The sequence below is a fragment of the Pseudomonas sp. KB_15 genome (assembly GCF_052114525.1).
Taxonomy (GTDB): Bacteria; Pseudomonadota; Gammaproteobacteria; order Pseudomonadales; family Pseudomonadaceae; genus Aquipseudomonas.
In genome coordinates this window covers 19,549-38,123 of sequence record NZ_JBFREX010000042.1, presented here as the reverse complement: position 1 = coordinate 38,123, position 18,575 = coordinate 19,549, and the positions used below count along the sequence as shown (strand labels likewise).

Below are 18,575 nucleotides of genomic sequence, written 5' to 3'. Positions count from 1 at the left end.
GCGCTGCCTGATTTCACGACGGCTGCGCCGCCGAACGCAGGCTGCGCCAGCTGCTACAGGGACCATTAACTGTCCGTAGAGTGTTGTTCACTATTGTTCACTGTCAATGGGTGAACTGTTCAGTTGTTCATTTCCGGTTGTTCATTTGTGTTCAGCAACGAACGTGACTCCGTAGTCATTTTCAGGAATTTCAAACTGAATCAATCGTTTGCAATTTCTGGCACAAATGTCGCTTTACAGCTCCGGTCGCTTGATTCCAAAAATAAAAAAGGCCGAGCCATGTCATTAACCCTGGAGCACGTCAGCCGCACCGTCGAGGGCCAGATCTGGATCGACGATGCCAACCTGAGTTTTGAACCCGGTTCCTTCAACGTTTTGCTGGGTCGCACCTTGTCCGGCAAAACCAGCCTGATGCGCCTCATGGCCGGTCTGGACAAGCCCGACAGCGGCCGCATCCTGATGAACGGCGTCGACGTTACCCAACGGCCGGTGCGCTTGCGTAATGTGTCGATGGTTTATCAGCAGTTCATCAATTACCCGACCATGACGGTGTTCGACAACATCGCCTCGCCGCTGCGCCAGGCCGGTGTATCCAATGATCTGATCCAGAGCAAGGTGCTGGAAACCGCGAAGATGCTGCGCATCGAAAAGTTTCTCAAGCGCTATCCGCTGGAGCTTTCCGGCGGTCAGCAACAACGCACTGCCATGGCCCGGGCGCTGGTCAAGGATGCCGAGTTGATCCTGTTCGACGAACCGCTGGTCAACCTCGACTACAAGTTGCGTGAAGAGCTGCGCCAGGAAATGCGCGAGTTGTTCAAGGCGCACCACACCATTGCCATCTACGCCACCACCGAACCCAACGAAGCCCTGGCTCTGGGCGGCACCACGACCATTCTTCATGAAGGCCGGGTGATCCAGAGCGGCCGGTCTTCTTCGGTCTATCACCAGCCGCAAACCGTGCTGGCGGCCGAGCTGTTCTCCGAGCCGCCGATCAACCTGATGCCGGGTCGCATTGCCGGCAACGAAGTGAGTTTCGCCAACTTCGTGCACTTTCCGCTGAACGTCGATTTGCGCCCGGTGGGCGAGGGCGAGTTCCGCTTCGGCGTACGGCCCAGCCATATCTCGCTGGTGCCGAGCAACGATGATGATCTCGAACTGGCGGTGACTGTCGAAGTCGCGGAAATCAGCGGCTCGGAAACCTTTCTTCACGTGCGCAACGAGCATTTCCTGCTGGTGCTGCACTTGCCGGGTGTTCACGAATACGACGTCGACGCGCCGATCCGTATCTACATCCCGACCCATAAACTGTTTGTGTTCGATACGCAGGGGCGGCTGGTCCAGGCGCCGGGCCGGCGTATCGCGAGGGTTGCCTGATGGCCGAAATCCGTTTGCAGAATCTCGCCCACAGCTACACCAGGACCCCGGCAGGCCCCGAGGACTACGCGATCCGCGAGATGGACCACATCTGGGAGCAAGGCGGCGCCTACGCGTTGCTCGGTCCATCGGGCTGTGGCAAATCAACCTTGCTCAACATCATTTCCGGGCTGCTCAGCCCGTCCCAGGGGCATGTACTGTTCGACGGCAAAGCGGTCAATGACCTGACCCCGGAGAAGCGCAACATCGCCCAGGTTTTCCAGTTTCCGGTGGTCTACGACACCATGACGGTGTTCGACAATCTGGCCTTCCCGCTGCGCAACCAAGGCATGGCCGAGGCAAGAATTCATACCAAGGTGCAGGAAATCGCCGAAGTCCTCGACCTGCAGAGCCTGCTGAGCAAAAAGGCGCGCAACCTCACCGCCGACGAAAAACAGAAAGTCTCCATGGGCCGCGGGCTGGTGCGCGATGACGTGTCGGCGATCCTGTTCGATGAGCCGCTGACGGTGATCGATCCACATTTGAAGTGGAAGCTGCGGCGCAAGCTCAAGCAGATTCACGAACAGTTCAACATCACCATGGTCTACGTCACCCACGATCAGCTCGAGGCTTCGACCTTCGCCGACAAGATCGCGGTGATGTACGGCGGGCAGATCGTGCAGTTCGGCACACCCAGGGAGTTGTTCGAGCGGCCGAGCCACACCTTTGTCGGCTACTTCATTGGCAGTCCGGGGATGAACCTGATCGAGGTGCAGCCTCAGGCCGGCGGTGTCGGTTTTGCCGGGACTCACTTGCCGTTGTCCGAGGCGATGCAGAAACGCATCGCCGACAGCGAATGGAAAAGCCTGAAGGTCGGCATCCGTCCGGAGTTCGTCCATGTGTGGGAGGAGGCCTTTGATGACGCGTTGCAGGCAAAGGTCGTACACGTCGAGGACCTGGGCACTTACAAAATCATGACCCTGAACCTCGACGGCGTGCTGCTGAAAGTACGCCTGGCCGAGGACAAACCGGTGCCCGACGGCACGGCGTACATCAGTTTCCCGGGGCAGTGGCTGATGGTCTACGCCGATGATTACTTGCTGGAGGTGCTGCCATGAACAAGGTGCAGAACAACAAGGCCTGGTGGCTGGTGCTACCCGTGTTCCTGCTGGTGGCGTTCAGTGCGGTGATCCCGATGATGACCGTGGTCAACTATTCGGTGCAGGACATTTTCGACCAGTCCAGCCGCTATTTCGTCGGTGCCGACTGGTACAAGCAGGTGCTGCTCGACCCTCGCTTGCATGACTCGTTGCTGCGCCAGTTCATCTATTCCGCCTGTGTGCTGCTGATCGAAATCCCTCTGGGCATCGCCATCGCCCTGACCATGCCAACCAAGGGCCGCTGGTCTTCGGTGGTGTTGATCGTACTGGCGATCCCGCTACTGATCCCGTGGAACGTGGTCGGCACCATCTGGCAGATCTTCGGCCGCGCCGACATCGGCCTGCTCGGTTCGAGCCTCAACGCCATGGGCATCAGCTACAACTATGCGGCGAACACCATGGACGCCTGGGTCACCGTGCTGGTGATGGACGTCTGGCACTGGACGTCGCTGGTGGCGCTGTTGTGCTTCTCCGGGTTGCGGGCGATTCCGGATGTGTATTACCAGGCGGCGCGGATCGACCGTGCCTCGGCCTGGGCGGTGTTCCGGCATATCCAGTTGCCCAAGCTCAAGAGTGTGCTGCTGATCGCTGTGATGCTGCGCTTCATGGACAGCTTCATGATCTACACCGAGCCCTTCGTGCTGACAGGCGGCGGTCCGGGCAATGCAACGACGTTCCTCAGTCAGACCCTGACCCAGATGGCCGTAGGGCAATTCGACCTGGGGCCGGCAGCGGCATTTTCGCTGGTGTACTTCCTGATCATCCTGTTGGTGTCCTGGCTGTTCTACACCGCCATGACTCACTCCGACGCCAACCGCTGAGGCCCGCCATGAGCAAGAGAAAGCTGGTTCCACTGCTGCTCTACATCCTGTTCCTGCTGGTGCCGATCTACTGGCTGCTGAACATGTCCTTCAAGAGCAACAACGAAATCCTCGGTGGCCTGACGCTGTTTCCCCAGGATTTCACCTTCCACAACTACAAGGTGATCTTCACCGACCCGAGCTGGTACACCGGTTACCTCAACTCGCTGTACTACGTGAGCCTGAACACGGTGATTTCCCTGAGYGTGGCGCTGCCGGCGGCTTATGCGTTTTCGCGTTATCGCTTCCTTGGCGACAAGCACCTGTTCTTCTGGCTGCTGACCAACCGCATGGCGCCACCGGCGGTGTTCCTGTTGCCGTTCTTCCAGCTGTATTCCTCGATCGGGTTGTTCGACACCCACATCGCCGTGGCCCTGGCTCACTGCCTGTTCAACGTGCCGCTGGCGGTGTGGATTCTCGAAGGCTTCATGTCCGGCGTGCCCAAGGAAATCGACGAAACCGCCTACATCGATGGCTACAGTTTTCCCAAGTTCTTCGTGAAGATTTTCATCCCGCTGATCGGCTCCGGCATCGGCGTCACGGCGTTCTTCTGCTTCATGTTTTCCTGGGTCGAACTGCTGCTGGCGCGAACCCTCACTTCGGTCAACGCCAAACCGATCGCAGCGGTGATGACGCGCACCGTCTCGGCATCCGGTATCGACTGGGGGGTACTGGCGGCGGCGGGGGTGCTGACTATCCTGCCAGGCATGCTGGTGATCTGGTTTGTTCGCAACCACGTGGCCAAGGGCTTTGCCCTGGGCCGGGTATGAGGAGCTGATGATGGAATGGATGAGTTGGACGGTCCCCACGGCGGCGTTCTTCGGCGTTATTGCCTTGATCCTGCTGGGCATGACCACCTGGGAATTGCGTTCGCCGAGCGTGCTTCGGCGAGGTGTTCTACCAATTGCCACCACCCGTGGCGATCGGTTGTTTATCGGTCTTCTCGGCAGCGCCTACCTGCATTTGCTGGTAATCGGCGTCACCGACTGGAGCATCTGGGTGGCCTTTGCGTTGTCCCTGGTGTGGCTGTTGGCTGTGATGCGTTGGGGCTAGTCGAATCGCTCGGCAATGTTGCTCCGAAACTCAATAAGGAGGTCTTATGTTCGATAAAAACAATAAGCTGCGACATAGCATTTCATTGGCAGCCATGCTGGCACTCAGCGGTTTGAGCGCTTCGGCCTGGGCCGATGCCTATGAAGACGCCGCGAAGAAATGGATTGGCAGCGAGTTCAAGCCGTCCACCCTGACGGCCGATCAGCAGTTGGCGGAGCTGAAGTGGTTTATCAAGGCCGCCGAGCCGTTTCGCGGGATGGACATCAAAGTCGTCTCGGAAACCATCGCCACCCACGAGTACGAGTCCAAGGTACTGGCCAAGGCCTTTACCGAGATCACCGGGATCAAAGTCACCCACGACCTGCTGCAAGAAGGCGACGTCGTGGAAAAGCTGCAGACCGTGATGCAATCGGACAAGAGCATCTATGACGGCTGGGTCAACGACTCGGACCTGATCGGTACGCACTTTCGCTATGGCAAGACCGAATCGATCACCGACCTGATGGCTAACGAAGGCAAGGACTTCACCTCGCCGACCCTCGATATCAAGGATTTCATCGGCATCTCGTTCACCACTGCACCGGACGGCAAGATCTATCAATTGCCTGACCAGCAGTTCGCCAACCTGTACTGGTTCCGCGCCGACTGGTTCGAACGCGCGGACCTCAAGGCCAAGTTCAAGGAAAAGTACGGCTACGAGCTGGGCGTGCCGGTGAACTGGTCGGCCTATGAGGACATCGCCAAATTCTTCAGCGAAGACGTCAAGGAAATCGACGGCAAGCGCGTTTACGGGCACATGGACTACGGCAAGAAAGACCCGTCCCTGGGCTGGCGCTTCACCGATGCCTGGTTCTCCATGGCCGGTGGCGGCGACAAGGGCATCCCCAATGGCTTGCCGGTGGACGAGTGGGGCATTCGTGTCGAGGATTGCCATCCGGTGGGCTCCAGCGTGACTCGTGGCGGCGACACCAACGGCCCGGCGGCGGTGTTTGCCACCACCAAATACGTCGACTGGCTGAAGAAGTACGCGCCACCGGAAGCGGCAGGCATGACCTTCTCCGAATCCGGCCCGGTGCCGTCCCAGGGCRGCATCGCCCAGCAGATCTTCTGGTACACAGCGTTCACCGCCGACATGACCAAGCCAGGTCTGGCAGTGATGAACGCCGATGGCACGCCGAAATGGCGGATGGCGCCGTCGCCGCGAGGGCCGTACTGGGAGGAGGGGATGAAACTGGGGTATCAGGACGTGGGTTCCTGGACCTTCATGAAGTCCACGCCTGAAAAGCAAAAACTGGCGGCCTGGCTCTACGCGCAGTTCGTGACCTCGAAAACCGTGTCGCTGAAGAAAACCATCGTCGGCCTGACCCCGATCCGCGAGTCGGACATCAACTCGCAAGCCATGACCGACCTGGCGCCGAAGCTCGGTGGCCTGGTGGAGTTCTACCGCAGCCCGGCCCGCGTGCAATGGACCCCGACCGGGACCAACGTGCCGGACTATCCTCGCCTCGCGCAGTTGTGGTGGAGCCACATCGCCGAAGCCGCGAGCGGCGACAAAACCCCGCAACAGGCACTGGACGGTCTGGCCAAGGATCAGGACGCGATCATGTCCCGTCTGGAGCGTTCGAAGGCACAAGCCACCTGCGCACCGAAAATGAATCCTGAGCGCGATGCCCAGTACTGGTTCGATCAGCCAGGCGCGCCGAAACCCAAACTGGAAAACGAGAAACCGAAAGGCGAGACCGTGAGCTACAACGAACTGCTGAAATCGTGGGCGGATGCGCGTAAATAACAGCTAAACCGTAAACGCTAACGGCACCGAAAGGTGCCGTTTTTGTTTGAGTCTGTCCCGACACCTTCGCGGGCAAGCCCGCTCCCACAGGTTTTGTGTCGTACACAAAATCCGAGGGTATCCTCGGTCACTGTGGGAGCGAGYTTGCTCGCGATGAGGGCGTACCAGACACAAAGCATCTCTAGCCGAACAAGCATCTCAATGAGTCATTAATTTCCAGCGGTGGGCAGGTCAGGTCCAATCAGCAAGATCTTTGCATTTGGCAACCCTCTGGAGCAGAAGCCTCAGCCATTAGTGCATTCGAAAAGCTCAAGCATCAAACGCAAAAACGGCACCCGAAGGTGCCGTTTCCGTTTACTGCCGAGTGTCGCTCAAGCGATCAACCCGCCAGACCCGACTGTTGAACCAGGTTCAGCAGCGGTTGTGGGTACAGGCCGAGGAAGAAGGCCAGTACCGCGATCGCCAGCAGCATCACGCCGCCTGCACGTTGTTCCCAGTGCAGTTGAGCGTCGACGCGGCGCAGGTTCGGTTCGATCAGGTACAGGGTGACCATCACGCGCAGGTAGTAGAAGACGCCGATGGCGCTGCCCAGTACCAGGGAACCGACCAGCCACCACTGGTGCGACTCGACACCGGTGGCGATGATGTAGAACTTGCCGATGAAGCCAGCGGTCAGCGGGATACCGGCCAGGGACAGCATCATAACGGTCAGCACAGCGGTGAGGTACGGACGGCGCCAGAACAGGCCGCGGTATTCGTACAGGGCGTCTGCGTCACGGCCTTTGTACGGCGAGGACATCAGGGTGATCACGCCGAAGGCGCCGAGGCTGGTGATCACGTAGGTGACCAGGTACACGCCGATGGCTTCCACGGCCAGACCCTTGCTCGCCACCAGGGCGATCAGCAGGTAGCCGAAGTGGGCGATGGACGAGTAACCCAGCAGACGCTTGAGGTTGCTCTGGGTCAGCGCCAGCAGGTTACCGAACAGGATCGACGCGATGGCGATGATGGTCAGTACGTTGCTCAGCACGCCGCTGCTCGCCGCTGGCGAGATCTGGAACAGACGCACCATCACCGCGAACACGGCAACCTTGGAAGCGGTGGCCAGGAACGCTGCCACCGGCGCCGGAGCACCTTCGTACACGTCTGGAGTCCAGAGGTGGAACGGTACCAGCGACAGCTTGAACGCCAGGCCGATCAGCATCATGCCCAGGCCCAGTTGCGCCAGCGAGCTTGGCAGGCCGGTGGCCGCCAGGGCCTGGCCGATGCCGTTGAAGCTCAGGGAACCGGCGTCAGCGTAGAGCAGGGCCATACCGAACAACAGGAACGCGGAGCCGGCGGCCGACAGCACCATGTACTTGATGCCGGCTTCCAGCGAACGCTTGTTGAAGAAGGCATAAGCCACCAGACCGTAGACCGGTACCGAGAGCAGTTCCAGACCGACGAACAACCCGGCCAGGTGCTGCGCGCTGACCAGAACCAGGCCACCGGCAGCGGCCATCAGGATCAGCAGGTACAGTTCTTCACGGTTGCCCGGGTAACCCGTGCCGCCATCGCCGAGGTAGGCGTGGGCGAGGGTGACACAAGCGAGGGTGGCGACCAGGATCAGCGCCATGTACAGGCAAGCGAAGCTATCGATTTGCAGCAGCGGGGTCACAGCCAATGGTGCGACCTTCAAGGCTGGCAGGATCGACAGCAACGCCAGGTTCAGACCCGCCACCGACAGCAGGAAGGTCTGGGAGTGGTTGCGGCGCCAGGCGATCGCCAGCATCACCACGATGATCGTGGCGCTGGTGATCAACAACGGCGCAAGCGCGATAAAGTGTTGAGTCGTGAATTCCATAGCGCTCTTACCGGGCCGAAGCGAGTTGAGTGAAGGCGGTGCCGAGCCATTGCTGCACGCCATGCATCGTAGCGGCAGAGGTATCGAGGAACGGTTGCGGGTAGACGCCGATGTAAATCAGCAGCGCTGCCAGACCGACCACCATGATCATTTCGCGACCGTCCATGCCATGCAGCACCGCGTCCGATTTCGACGGGCCGAAGTAGGCACGGTGGATCATGATCAGCGAGTAGACCGAACCGAACACCAGGCCGGACGTCGCGATGATGGTGACCCATGGGGCGATCGGGAAGGTGCCGATCAGGATCAGGAACTCACCGACGAAGTTACCGGTAACCGGCAAGCCCAGGGACGCGGCTGCGAAGAACAGGCTGAGGGCCGGCAGGTAAGCGATCTTCGACCACAGGCCACCCATTTCACGCATGTCGCGGGTGTGAGTGCGTTCGTACAACTGGCCGCTCAGGATAAAGAGTGCCGCCGCCGACAGACCGTGCGCCAGCATCTGCATCACCGCGCCCTGCAGCGCCAGTTGGCTGCCGGAGTAGATGCCGATCAGTACGAAGCCCATGTGGGAAACGGACGAGAAGGCGATCAGACGCTTGATGTCGGTTTGCGCGAACGCCAGGAATGCACCGTAGAAAATCCCGATCAGACCCAGGGTCATGGCGAACGGCGCGAACTCGGCCGACGCATTCGGGAACAGCGGCAGGGCGAAACGCAGCAAGCCGTAGGCCGCGGTCTTCAGCAAGATACCGGCGAGGTCGACGGAACCTGCGGTCGGCGCCTGGGCGTGGGCGTCAGGCAACCAGGAGTGGAACGGTACCACGGGCAGCTTGACCGCGAAGGCGATGAAGAAGCCGAGCATCAGGATGTACTCGGTGGTCGTCGACATCCTGGTCTTCAACAGGTCGGCGTAGTTGAAGGTAATCACGCCGGTGTCGTTGAAGTTGACCAGTACCAGACCCAGGATCGCCACCAGCATGATCAGGCCGGAAGCCTGAGTGAAGATGAAGAACTTGGTCGCCGCGTAGATCCGGGTTTTCTTGCCGTCCGAAGAACTGTGACCCCAGAGCGCGATGAGGAAGTACATCGGCACCAGCATCATTTCCCAGAAGAAGAAGAACATGAACAGGTCGAGGGCGAGGAACACGCCGACGACACCGCCCAGGATCCACATCAGGTTCAGGTGGAAGAAGCCAACATGACGCTGGATCTCTTTCCACGAGCAGAGTACCGAGAGGACACCCAGCAGACCGGTCAGCATGATCATCAACAGCGACAGGCCGTCGAGGGCCAGGTGCACATTGATGCCGAAGCGCTGGATCCAGACGTGCTTGAACTCAAGCGCCCAGGTCGGATCGGCGCCAGGCTTTGGTGCAAATGAATAGTCACCGTTGGCCCACAGCCAGAGGCCGAGGGACAGCAGCAGGGACATGGTGATCAGCGCAATCCAGCGGGGGAGGGTGGCGCCGAAGCGCTCACCCATCCAGCACAGCAGGCCGCCGATGAAGGGGATCAGGATTAGCCAAGGCAGAATCATGACGGGCTCAATTCCTTTCGCAAGTTCGCAAGGTTCATATCAGACCGCTACCAGCACGACGGCGCCGATTACCAGCACGGCACCAGCAGCCATCGAGGCGGCGTACCAACGCAGTTGACCGGTCTCGGTACGGCTCAGGGCGGTGTGGCCGCCTTTGGCCATACGCGGGATCAGACCGATGGTCTGGTCCAGCGGGTCTTTGCGCAGGATGTGGTTGATCGCCAGGTACGGCTTGACGAACAGTTTGTCGTAGATCCAGTCGAAGCCCCAGGCAGCGAACCACCAGGCCGAGAGGATACGGCCGATGCCGCTGTTGGCGATGGTGGTGACGAAGCGACGCTTGCCGAGGAACAGCAGCGCGGACAGCAGGATACCGGCCAGGGCGATGGCGCCCGAGGCGATTTCCAGGCTGTGCTTGGCTTCGCCGCCGGCATGGCCGACGCTTTGCGGCAGCACGCCGTGCAGCGGTGGAACGATCATCGCGCCGATGGCGGTGGACAATACGATCAGCACCGACAGTGGCAGCCAGTGGGCGATGCCGTGACCGGCGTGGGCTTCGGTCTTCGCTTCACCATGGAACGCGATGAAGATCAGGCGGAAGGTGTACAGCGAGGTCATGAATGCGCCGACCAGACCTGCATAGAGCAGACCGTGGTTGCCGCTGGCGAACGCTTCCCAGAGGATTTCGTCCTTGGAGTAGAAGCCTGCGGTCACCAGAGGCAGGGCCGCCAGGGCCGCGCCGCCGACGATGAAGCTGGCGTAGGCCAGTGGCAGTTTCTTCCACAGGCCGCCCATCTTGAAGATGTTCTGCTCGTGGTGGCAGGCAACGATTACCGAACCGGATGCAAGGAACAGCAGGGCCTTGAAGAAGGCGTGGGTCATCAGGTGGAAGATCGCGCCGTCCCAGGCACCAACGCCCAGGGCCAGGAACATGTAGCCGATCTGGCTCATGGTCGAGTAGGCAAGGATACGCTTGATGTCGGTCTGAACCAGGGCTGCAAAACCCGCCAGAACCAGGGTCACACCGCCAACGATGCCCACCAGGTGCAGGATTTCCGGCGCCAGGGTGAACAGGCCGTGGGTACGGGCGATCAGGTAGACACCGGCGGTCACCATGGTCGCGGCGTGGATCAGTGCCGAAACCGGAGTAGGACCGGCCATCGCGTCCGCCAGCCAGGTTTGCAGTGGCAGTTGCGCGGATTTACCGACAGCGCCGCCCAGCAGCATCAGGGTGGCCATGACCATCCAGAAGTCGCCGGACTGGAACTTCTGCGGAGCCAGTACCAGCAGTTCCTGAACGTTCAGCGTGCCCAGTTGGGCAAACAGAATGAACAGGCCGATGGCCATGAACACGTCACCGATACGGGTCACGATGAAGGCCTTGAGTGCGGCGTTACCGTTGTTGCGGTTGCTGTAGTAGAAACCGATCAACAGGTACGAGCACAGGCCCACGCCTTCCCAGCCGAAGTACACGAACAGCAGGTTATCGGCCAGGACCAGGAACAGCATGCTGGCGATAAACAGGTTGGTGTAGGCGAAGAAGCGCGAGTAGCCGTCTTCACCGCGCATGTACCAGGACGCGAACAGGTGGATAAGGAAGCCGACGCCGACGACCACGCCGAGCATGGTCACCGACAGGCCGTCCAGGTACAGGGCGAAGTTTGGCGTGAAGCCTTCCACCGCCATCCATTGCCATAACACCAGGGTGTAGTGGCCGCCTTCCGGCGGAGCCACGTTGAATTGCCAGATCACATAAGCCGCGACGATCGCCGAGAGGCCAATGGAGCCGACGCCGATCAGCGCCGAGAGGTTTTCCGAGAGGCGGCCCCGGGAGAACGCCAGCAGCACAAAACCGATCAGAGGGAACAGGAAAGTCAGATAGAGAAGGTTCATCCGCGCATCTCACTGGCAGCGTCGATATCGAGCGTGTGGAAGCGGCGATACAGTTGCAGCAGGATTGCCAGGCCAATACTGGCCTCGGCGGCTGCCAGGCTGATCACCAGGATGAACATGATCTGTCCATCCGGCTGCGCCCAGCGGCTACCGGCAACGATGAACGCCAGGGCGGAGGCATTCATCATGACCTCCAGGCTCATCAGCACGAAGAGAATGTTGCGGCGGACCATCAGGCCGACCAGACCGAGGCAGAACAGGATGCCGGCGACCGCCAGACCATGCTCCATAGGGATAGCAGGCATCGTCATTGCTCCTTGGCTTCGTTACGGCCCAGATGGAACGCCGTGACGGCTGCGGCGAGCAGCAGCATCGAGGCGAGTTCGACCACCAGCAGGTAAGGACCGAACAGGCTGATGCCCACGGCCTTGGCGTCTACGGTGGTGTGGCCGACGGCCTGGCCGCTATGGTGGGAGAACAGCACATACAGCAGTTCTACCAGCAGCAGCGCGGCGAGGAGGACCGGGCCGCCCCAGATACCGGGCTTGAGCCAGGCGCGCTCTTGCTGAACCGAGGCCGGGCCCAGGTTCAGCATCATCACCACGAACACGAACAGCACCATGATGGCGCCAGCGTAGGCGATCACTTCMAGTACACCGGCAAACGGTGCGCCGAGGGCGAAGAACGTCATCGCCACGGCGATCAGCGAAATGATCAGGTAGAGCAGGGCGTGCACAGGGTTGGTGTTGGTGATCACGCGAAGCGTGGACACCACAGCGATACCCGATGCGAAATAGAAAGCGAATTCCATCTTTCTTCCTTAAGGCAGCAAGCTCTTCACGTTGATCGGTTCGGCTTCATTCTGCGCGGAGCCTTTCGGCTTACCGGCAATCGCCATACCTGCAACACGATAGAAGTTGTAATCAGGGTTTTTGCCGGGGCCGGAGATCAGCAGATCTTCTTTCTCGTAAACCAGGTCCTGACGTTTGAACTCGGCCATTTCGAAATCCGGCGTCAGCTGGATCGCGGTGGTCGGGCAGGCTTCCTCGCAGAGGCCGCAGAAAATGCAGCGCGAGAAGTTGATGCGGAAGAAGTCCGGGTACCAGCGACCGTCTTCGGTTTCAGCTTTCTGCAGCGAGATGCAACCGACCGGGCACGCCACGGCGCACAGGTTGCACGCTACGCAACGCTCTTCACCGTCGGGGTCGCGGGTCAGGACGATACGCCCACGGTAGCGCGGCGGCAGGTAGACCGGTTCTTCCGGGTACTGCAGCGTGTCGCGCTTGCGGAAGGCGTGGCCGAAGATCATCACCAGGCTGCGAAGCTGGGTGAAGAAGCCATGCACGATGTCAAAAATGTACTTCATGATTCTCTATCCTCACTGAGCCGCGACGGCGGGCGTGTTGAGCAACACGATCGCAGCGGTCACCAGCATGTTGACGAGGGTCAGTGGCAGGCAGAACTTCCAGCTGAAATCCATCACTTGGTCATACCGTGGGCGCGGAATCGAGGCGCGCAGCAGGATGAAGAACATGATGAAGAACGCGGTTTTCAGCGCGAACCAGATGAACGGGATTTGCGGCAGGATGCCGAACGGACCGTGCCAGCCACCGAAGAACAAGGTCACCAGCAGCGCCGAGATCAGCACGATACCGATGTACTCGCCGACGAAGAACATGCCCCATTTCATGCCGGCGTATTCAATGTGGTAACCGTCGGCCAGTTCCTGTTCCGCTTCCGGCTGGTCGAACGGGTGACGGTGAGTCACGGCCACGCCAGCGATGAAGAAGGTCAGGAAACCGAAGATCTGCGGAATGACGAACCACATGTTCTGCGCCTGGTATTCGACGATGTCGCGCATGTTGAACGAGCCGACCTGGATCACGATGCCCATCAGCGACAGGCCCATGAACACTTCGTACGACACGGTTTGCGCCGAGGCCCGCAAGCTGCCCAGCAGGGCGAACTTGTTGTTGCTCGACCAGCCGGCGAACAGCACCGCGTAGACCGAAAGACCGGCCATGGCGAAGAAGAACAGGATGCCGATGTTGATGTCCGCGACACCCCAGGTCGGGGTGATCGGGATGATCGCGAAGGCAATCAGCAAGGCGCTCATGGCCACGACCGGCGCCAAAGTGAAGATCACTTTGTCGGCGAATGGCGGCGTCCAGTCTTCCTTGAAGAACATCTTGATCATGTCGGCCGCGATCTGGAACGCGCCGAACGGACCGACGCGGTTCGGACCGTAACGGTCCTGCCAGAGGGCGAGCAAACGACGCTCGACCCAGCTCAGCAGGGCGCCGCAGACCACCACGGCGAGCAGAATCACCACGGCCTTGAGGACCGCGATGATGATGTCGATCACTTCAGGAGTGAACAAGGTCATTGCGCTGCCTCCTGCAGACCGTCAACGGATTTGCCAAAGATCGCTGGCGGGATGCCGGCGATGCCCGCAGGCAAGGCCACCAGACCGGCGCCCAGTTCTTCGTTGATACGCAGCGGCAGACGCAGGGTCTGGCCGGCCACGTTCAGGCTCAGCATGGCACCGTCATTGACACCCAGGCGGTCGGCTTCGGACTTGGCCAGAGCAACATAAGCAGCCGGAATGCGTTCCTGAACCGGAGCGGCTTTCGAAGAGTTCTCTTCGCTGCCGAACAGGTGGAAGAACGGCACAACCTGCCAGGTGCCCTGGGCCGGGTTGAACGCACGCGGAACGCTGGCGAACCAGTTCAGCGAGTCACCGCTGGTTTCGATCAGGCGGGTGCCCGGGTCGCCAGCGCGGATGTGACCACCGACTTCGTCCYGGAACTTGTTCCAGGCTTGCGGCGAGTTCCAGCCCGGAGACCAGGCGAACGGCACTTGCTGACGCGGTTCGGCCGAACCCGAGTAACCTTCCATCGAGAAGGCGAACGCGGTGTCCTTGTCCTGCGGGGTACGCGGTTCGTGCACGTTGATGTCGGCGCGCATGGCGGTACGACCGGAGTAGCGCAGCGGTTCACGGGCCAGTTTCATGCCCTTGATGCGGAACGCGGCGGACGGTGCGGCGTCAACAATGCGGTTCAGAATCGGTGTGCTGGAAGCGACAGCGGCGGTGGCGTGGTCCAGTTGGGTCCAGTCGATCGGCTGGTTCAGCAGGGTTGCGCGCAGGGCATGCAGCCAGCGCCAGCCTTCGTGAACCAGGATGCTCGCGTCCATGTACTTCGGATCGAAGACCTGGAAGAAGCGCTGGGCGCGACCTTCCTGGCTGACCAGGGTACCGTCGCCCTCAGCGAAGCTGGCGGCTGGCAGGATCAGGTGCGCGCGATCGCTGGTGGCGGTCTTCTGGTGGTCCGCGACGATCAGCACTTTCGCGGCGGTCAGGGCGGCATCGACCTTGGCATTGTCGGTACGGGTGTACAGATCGTTTTCCAGCACGACGATGGCGTCGGCACTGCCAGAGATTACTGCTTGCAGCGCGGCGTCGAGCGATTCGCCACCGAGCATGGCCAGGCCGAGGCTGTTGGCCTCTGGCACGATCAGGCTGATGGAACCGTTCTTCTCGCGCAGCTTCAGCGCCTTGGCGATGTTCGCGGCCGCTTCGATCAGGGCTTTGGAGCCCAGGGAAGTGCCGGCGATGATCAGCGGACGCTTGGCCGCGAGCAGGGCGTCGGCAATGCGCTTGGCCAGCTCGAGGGCTTCAGCGTCCAGGCCTTCTACGGCTGGAGCGCTGGCATCGAGGGCGTGAGCCACGGCGAAACCGATGCGGGCCAGGTCGTCGGGAGCTGCGTGAACGCATTCTTCGGCGATGTCGTCGAGCTTGGTTTCAGCCAGGCTGGCGATGAACAGCGGGTTCAGCGCGTGCTGGCCGATGTTCTTCACCGCGGCGTCGAGCCAAGGCTGAACGCGCATGGCATCGGCCATGTCTTCGGCCTTGCCCTTGACCGATTGACGCAGGGACAGGGCCATGCGTGCAGCGGTCTGGGTCAGGTCTTCACCGAGGACGAACACGGCGTCGTGGTCTTCGATGTCGCGCATGTTCGGCACTGGCAGCGGGCTGTCTTTCAGCACTTGCAGGACCAGGCGGATGCGTTCCAGTTCGGACGCTTCGATACCCGAGTAGAAGTGCTCGGCACCGACCAGTTCGCGCAACGCGTAGTTGCTTTCGAGGCTGGCGCGAGGCGAGCCGATACCGACGATGTTGCGACCGCGCAGCAGATCGGCGGCTTTATCCAGCGCGTCGTCGAGGCTCAGCTTGGCGCCGCCCGCCAGCAGTGGCTGACGCGGACGGTCTTCGCGGTTGACGTAGCCATAGCCGAAACGGCCACGGTCGCACAGGAAGTACTGGTTCACCGAACCGTTGAAACGGTTTTCGATGCGACGCAGTTCGCCGTAACGCTCGCCCGGGGAAATGTTGCAACCGCTGGAGCAGCCATGGCAGATGCTCGGCGAGAACTGCATGTCCCACTTGCGGTTGTAGCGCTCGGAGTGAGTCTTGTCGGTGAACACGCCGGTCGGGCAGACCTCGGTGAGGTTGCCGGAGAACTCGCTTTCCAGCACGCCATCTTCAACGCGACCGAAGTACACGTTGTCGTGGGCACCGTACACACCGAGGTCGGTGCCGCCGGCGTAGTCCTTGTAGAAGCGCACGCAGCGGTAGCAAGCGATGCAGCGGTTCATTTCGTGGGAAATGAACGGGCCCAGTTGCTGGTTCTGGTGAGTACGCTTGGTGAAGCGGTAACGGCGCTCGTTGTGGCCGGTCATTACCGTCATGTCTTGCAGGTGGCAGTGACCGCCTTCTTCACAGACCGGGCAGTCGTGAGGGTGGTTGGTCATCAGCCATTCAACAACACTGGCGCGGAACGCCTTGGACTCTTCATCTTCGATGGAGATCCAGGTGTTGTCGGTGGCAGGCGTCATGCAGGACATCACGATACGACCACGGGTGTCGTTCTCGTCGGTGTACTGCTTGACCGCGCACTGGCGGCAAGCGCCAACGCTGCCAAGGGCAGGGTGCCAGCAGAAATAAGGAATATCGAGGCCTAGCGACAGACATGCCTGTAACAGGTTGTCTGCCCCATCGACTTCGAGCTCTTTGCCGTCTACGTGGATAGTGGCCATGGTTCAAAGTTCTTCGTTGGCCCGGTGTCAGCGGGCGTGGCTAATGGAATCTTGTTATCCGCGTGAATCAACACAGCCGTTAAAGGCGTCATCACACGAAAAGCGAAGGGCACGGACCCTTCGCCTTTTTTAAGCGTTTACGCGCCGACCAGGATCGGCCTTGCCAGAGGCGGGACGGTGGCGCTGACAGGCGCGATACCGGCTTCGAACTCATGGCGGAAGTATTTGATTGCGCTGCCCAACGGCTCCACGGCGCCCGGTGCGTGAGCACAGAAGGTCTTGCCTGGGCCGAGGAAACCGACCAGACCCAGCAGGGTCTCGATGTCGCCTGGCTGGCCTTCACCGTTCTCGATGGCCATCAGGAGCTTGACGCTCCATGGCAAGCCATCGCGGCACGGGGTGCAGAAACCACAGGATTCGCGGGCGAAGAACTGCTCCATGTTGCGCAGCAGGGACACCATGTTGACGCTGTCGTCCACCGCCATGGCCAGGCCGGTACCCATACGGGTGCCCACTTTGGCGATGCCGCCGGCGTACATTTGTGCGTCCAGGTGTTCCGGCAACAGGAAGCCGGTACCGGCGCCGCCAGGCTGCCAGCACTTGAGCTTGTAACCGTCGCGCATGCCACCGGCGTAGTCTTCGAACAGCTCGCGACCGGTCACGCCGAACGGCAGTTCCCACAGGCCCGGGTTCTTGACCTTGCCGGAGAAGCCCATGAGCTTGGTGCCCATGTCTTCGCTACCTTCGCGAGCCAACGATTTGTACCAGTCCACGCCGTCGGCAATGATCGCCGGCACGTTGCACAGGGTTTCGACGTTGTTCACGCAGGTCGGCTTGCCCCACACGCCAACGGCGGCGGGGAAGGGCGGTTTGGAGCGCGGGTTGGCGCGGCGGCCTTCGAGGGAGTTGATCAGTGCGGTTTCTTCACCGCAGATGTAACGCCCGGCGCCGGTGTGGACGAACAGCTCGAAATCGAAGCCGCTGCCCAGGATGTTCTTGCCCAGCAGGCCTGCTGCCTTGGCTTCTTCCACTGCACGGTTCAGGTGCCTGGCGGCGGTGGTGTATTCGCCACGCAGGAAGATGTAGCCACGGTAGGTTTTCAGTGCGCGGGCACTGATCAGCATGCCTTCGATCAGCAGATGGGGCAGTTGCTCCATCAGCATGCGGTCTTTCCAGGTGTTCGGCTCCATTTCATCCGCGTTGCACAGCAGGTAGCGGATGTTGATGGATTCGTCCTTTGGCATCAGGCCCCACTTAACGCCAGTGGGGAAGCCTGCACCGCCGCGCCCCTTGAGGCCGGAGTCTTTCACGGTCTGGACGATGTCGTCCTGGGCCATGTCGGCGAAGGCCTTGCGCGCAGCGGCGTAACCGTTCTTCGCCTGGTACTCGTCGAGCCAGACGGCTTCGCCATCGTCACGCAGACGCCAGGTGAGCGGGTGAGTCTCGGCCGAACGCTTGATGCGGTTGGCTGGACCGAAAGAAGTCAGGGTCATACGTAGCCCTCGAGCAATTTGGCAACGCTTGCTGGCTGCACATCACCGAAAGTGTCGTCGTCGATCATCAACGCCGGCGCCTTGTCGCAGTTGCCGAGGCAGCAGACCGGCAGCAGGGTGAAACGACCGTCGGCGGTGGTCTGACCCAGGCCGATGCCCAGCTTGCTCTGGATTTCGCTGACCACGGACTCGTGGCCACCGATGTAGCAGACCATGCTGTCGCAGACGCGAATGATGTGACGGCCCACTGGCTGACGGAAGATCTGGCTATAGAACGTCGCCACACCTTCAACGTCGCTGGCCGGGATGCCGAGGATCTCGCCGATGGCGTACAGGGCGCCGTCCGGCACCCAGCCACGTTCCTTCTGGACGATCTTCAGGGCTTCGATCGACGCCGCGCGCGGGTCTTCGTAGTGATGCAACTCGTGCTCGATGGCCGAGCGCTCGGTTTCGCTCAGGGCGAAACGGTCTGTCTGGATAAGCGTGCTGTTCAT

At 60.8% G+C, this 18,575-nt stretch carries 16 protein-coding genes; 6 read left to right on the top strand and 10 right to left on the bottom strand.

The genetic code is table 11. The annotated features are described in order from the left end of the window. Positions 1–279: 279 nt before the first annotated feature. Genes AB4Z35_RS24175 through AB4Z35_RS24150 form a run of 6 tightly spaced genes read left to right on the top strand, consistent with a single transcriptional unit; the run spans position 280 to position 6,215 of the window. Entirely contained in the window at positions 280–1,374 is a 1,095-nt protein-coding gene (locus tag AB4Z35_RS24175) for an ABC transporter ATP-binding protein (RefSeq protein ID WP_442099848.1), read from the top strand. Next, positions 1,374–2,471 (top strand): ABC transporter ATP-binding protein, encoded by a 1,098-nt coding sequence (locus AB4Z35_RS24170; protein ID WP_442099846.1) that lies wholly within the window; start codon positions 1,374–1,376, stop codon positions 2,469–2,471. Before AB4Z35_RS24175 ends, AB4Z35_RS24170 begins: the two co-directional genes overlap by 1 nt. Further along, a complete protein-coding gene (locus AB4Z35_RS24165; RefSeq protein WP_007981247.1) occupies positions 2,468–3,334 on the top strand; it encodes a carbohydrate ABC transporter permease in 867 nt (288 codons plus the stop codon). Before AB4Z35_RS24170 ends, AB4Z35_RS24165 begins: the two co-directional genes overlap by 4 nt. An 8-nt stretch (positions 3,335–3,342) precedes the next feature. After that, positions 3,343–4,143: a carbohydrate ABC transporter permease gene (locus AB4Z35_RS24160; protein ID WP_007981249.1), complete on the top strand. Its 801-nt coding sequence runs from the start codon at positions 3,343–3,345 to the stop codon at positions 4,141–4,143. Between the two features lie 10 nt (positions 4,144–4,153). Beyond that, a complete protein-coding gene (locus AB4Z35_RS24155) occupies positions 4,154–4,426 on the top strand; it encodes a DUF2160 domain-containing protein (protein ID WP_007981251.1) in 273 nt (90 codons plus the stop codon). Positions 4,427–4,472: 46 nt separating this feature from the next. Then, the gene (locus AB4Z35_RS24150; RefSeq protein WP_442099843.1) at positions 4,473–6,215 is read left to right on the top strand and encodes an ABC transporter substrate-binding protein; all 1,743 of its coding nucleotides are present in this window, start codon (positions 4,473–4,475) and stop codon (positions 6,213–6,215) included. 379 nt (positions 6,216–6,594) lie between these two features. On the opposite strand, the gene nuoN is transcribed toward AB4Z35_RS24150, so the two are convergent. The 10 genes from nuoN to nuoE all read right to left on the bottom strand — a co-directional run bounded on the left by nuoN (position 6,595) and on the right by nuoE (position 18,575). Continuing rightward, positions 6,595–8,058: an NADH-quinone oxidoreductase subunit NuoN gene (gene nuoN / locus AB4Z35_RS24145; protein ID WP_204932922.1), complete on the bottom strand. Its 1,464-nt coding sequence runs from the start codon at positions 8,056–8,058 to the stop codon at positions 6,595–6,597. A 7-nt stretch (positions 8,059–8,065) separates the two neighbouring features. Beyond that, positions 8,066–9,598 (bottom strand): NADH-quinone oxidoreductase subunit M, encoded by a 1,533-nt coding sequence (gene nuoM / locus AB4Z35_RS24140; RefSeq protein WP_442099842.1) that lies wholly within the window; start codon positions 9,596–9,598, stop codon positions 8,066–8,068. Between the two features lie 39 nt (positions 9,599–9,637). After that, complete coding sequence (nuoL, locus tag AB4Z35_RS24135; RefSeq protein WP_442099840.1) at positions 9,638–11,491, bottom strand: NADH-quinone oxidoreductase subunit L; 1,854 nt, start codon at positions 11,489–11,491, stop codon at positions 9,638–9,640. Further along, positions 11,488–11,796, bottom strand: coding sequence for an NADH-quinone oxidoreductase subunit NuoK (gene nuoK, locus AB4Z35_RS24130; protein ID WP_007946416.1), 309 nt, complete (start codon positions 11,794–11,796; stop codon positions 11,488–11,490). The genes nuoL and nuoK overlap by 4 nt, the downstream gene beginning before the upstream one ends. Positions 11,797–11,798: 2 nt before the next feature. Beyond that, the gene (gene nuoJ, locus AB4Z35_RS24125) at positions 11,799–12,302 is read right to left on the bottom strand and encodes an NADH-quinone oxidoreductase subunit J (RefSeq protein WP_442099839.1); all 504 of its coding nucleotides are present in this window, start codon (positions 12,300–12,302) and stop codon (positions 11,799–11,801) included. A 9-nt stretch (positions 12,303–12,311) separates the two neighbouring features. Next, positions 12,312–12,857, bottom strand: a complete 546-nt coding sequence (gene nuoI / locus AB4Z35_RS24120; protein ID WP_008032736.1) for an NADH-quinone oxidoreductase subunit NuoI — start codon at positions 12,855–12,857, stop codon at positions 12,312–12,314. A 12-nt stretch (positions 12,858–12,869) separates the two neighbouring features. Next, positions 12,870–13,877, bottom strand: coding sequence for an NADH-quinone oxidoreductase subunit NuoH (nuoH, locus tag AB4Z35_RS24115; protein WP_007993849.1), 1,008 nt, complete (start codon positions 13,875–13,877; stop codon positions 12,870–12,872). Beyond that, on the bottom strand, positions 13,874–16,588 hold the full coding sequence (gene nuoG / locus AB4Z35_RS24110) for an NADH-quinone oxidoreductase subunit NuoG (protein WP_442099838.1): 2,715 nt from the start codon (positions 16,586–16,588) through the stop codon (positions 13,874–13,876). Before nuoG ends, nuoH begins: the two co-directional genes overlap by 4 nt. 137 nt (positions 16,589–16,725) lie before the next feature. Continuing rightward, a complete protein-coding gene (gene nuoF / locus AB4Z35_RS24105; RefSeq protein ID WP_007993847.1) occupies positions 16,726–18,081 on the bottom strand; it encodes an NADH-quinone oxidoreductase subunit NuoF in 1,356 nt (451 codons plus the stop codon). Further along, a complete protein-coding gene (gene nuoE / locus AB4Z35_RS24100; RefSeq protein WP_442099837.1) occupies positions 18,078–18,575 on the bottom strand; it encodes an NADH-quinone oxidoreductase subunit NuoE in 498 nt (165 codons plus the stop codon). The genes nuoF and nuoE overlap by 4 nt, the downstream gene beginning before the upstream one ends.

Bases quoted from the DNA above. Each gene is read 5' to 3' on its own strand.
- AB4Z35_RS24175 (WP_442099848.1), top strand. From the start codon at position 280: ATGTCATTAACCCTGGAGCACGTCAGCCGCACCGTCGAGGGCCAGATC.
- AB4Z35_RS24170 (WP_442099846.1), top strand. From the start codon at position 1,374: ATGGCCGAAATCCGTTTGCAGAATCTCGCCCACAGCTACACCAGGACC.
- AB4Z35_RS24165 (WP_007981247.1), top strand. From the start codon at position 2,468: ATGAACAAGGTGCAGAACAACAAGGCCTGGTGGCTGGTGCTACCCGTG.
- AB4Z35_RS24155 (WP_007981251.1), top strand. From the start codon at position 4,154: ATGGAATGGATGAGTTGGACGGTCCCCACGGCGGCGTTCTTCGGCGTT.
- nuoN (WP_204932922.1), bottom strand. From the start codon at position 8,058: ATGGAATTCACGACTCAACACTTTATCGCGCTTGCGCCGTTGTTGATC.
- nuoM (WP_442099842.1), bottom strand. From the start codon at position 9,598: ATGATTCTGCCTTGGCTAATCCTGATCCCCTTCATCGGCGGCCTGCTG.
- nuoL (WP_442099840.1), bottom strand. From the start codon at position 11,491: ATGAACCTTCTCTATCTGACTTTCCTGTTCCCTCTGATCGGTTTTGTG.
- nuoK (WP_007946416.1), bottom strand. From the start codon at position 11,796: ATGCCTGCTATCCCTATGGAGCATGGTCTGGCGGTCGCCGGCATCCTG.
- nuoI (WP_008032736.1), bottom strand. From the start codon at position 12,857: ATGAAGTACATTTTTGACATCGTGCATGGCTTCTTCACCCAGCTTCGC.
- nuoH (WP_007993849.1), bottom strand. From the start codon at position 13,877: ATGACCTTGTTCACTCCTGAAGTGATCGACATCATCATCGCGGTCCTC.
- nuoF (WP_007993847.1), bottom strand. From the start codon at position 18,081: ATGACCCTGACTTCTTTCGGTCCAGCCAACCGCATCAAGCGTTCGGCC.
- nuoE (WP_442099837.1), bottom strand. From the start codon at position 18,575: ATGAACAGCACGCTTATCCAGACAGACCGTTTCGCCCTGAGCGAAACC.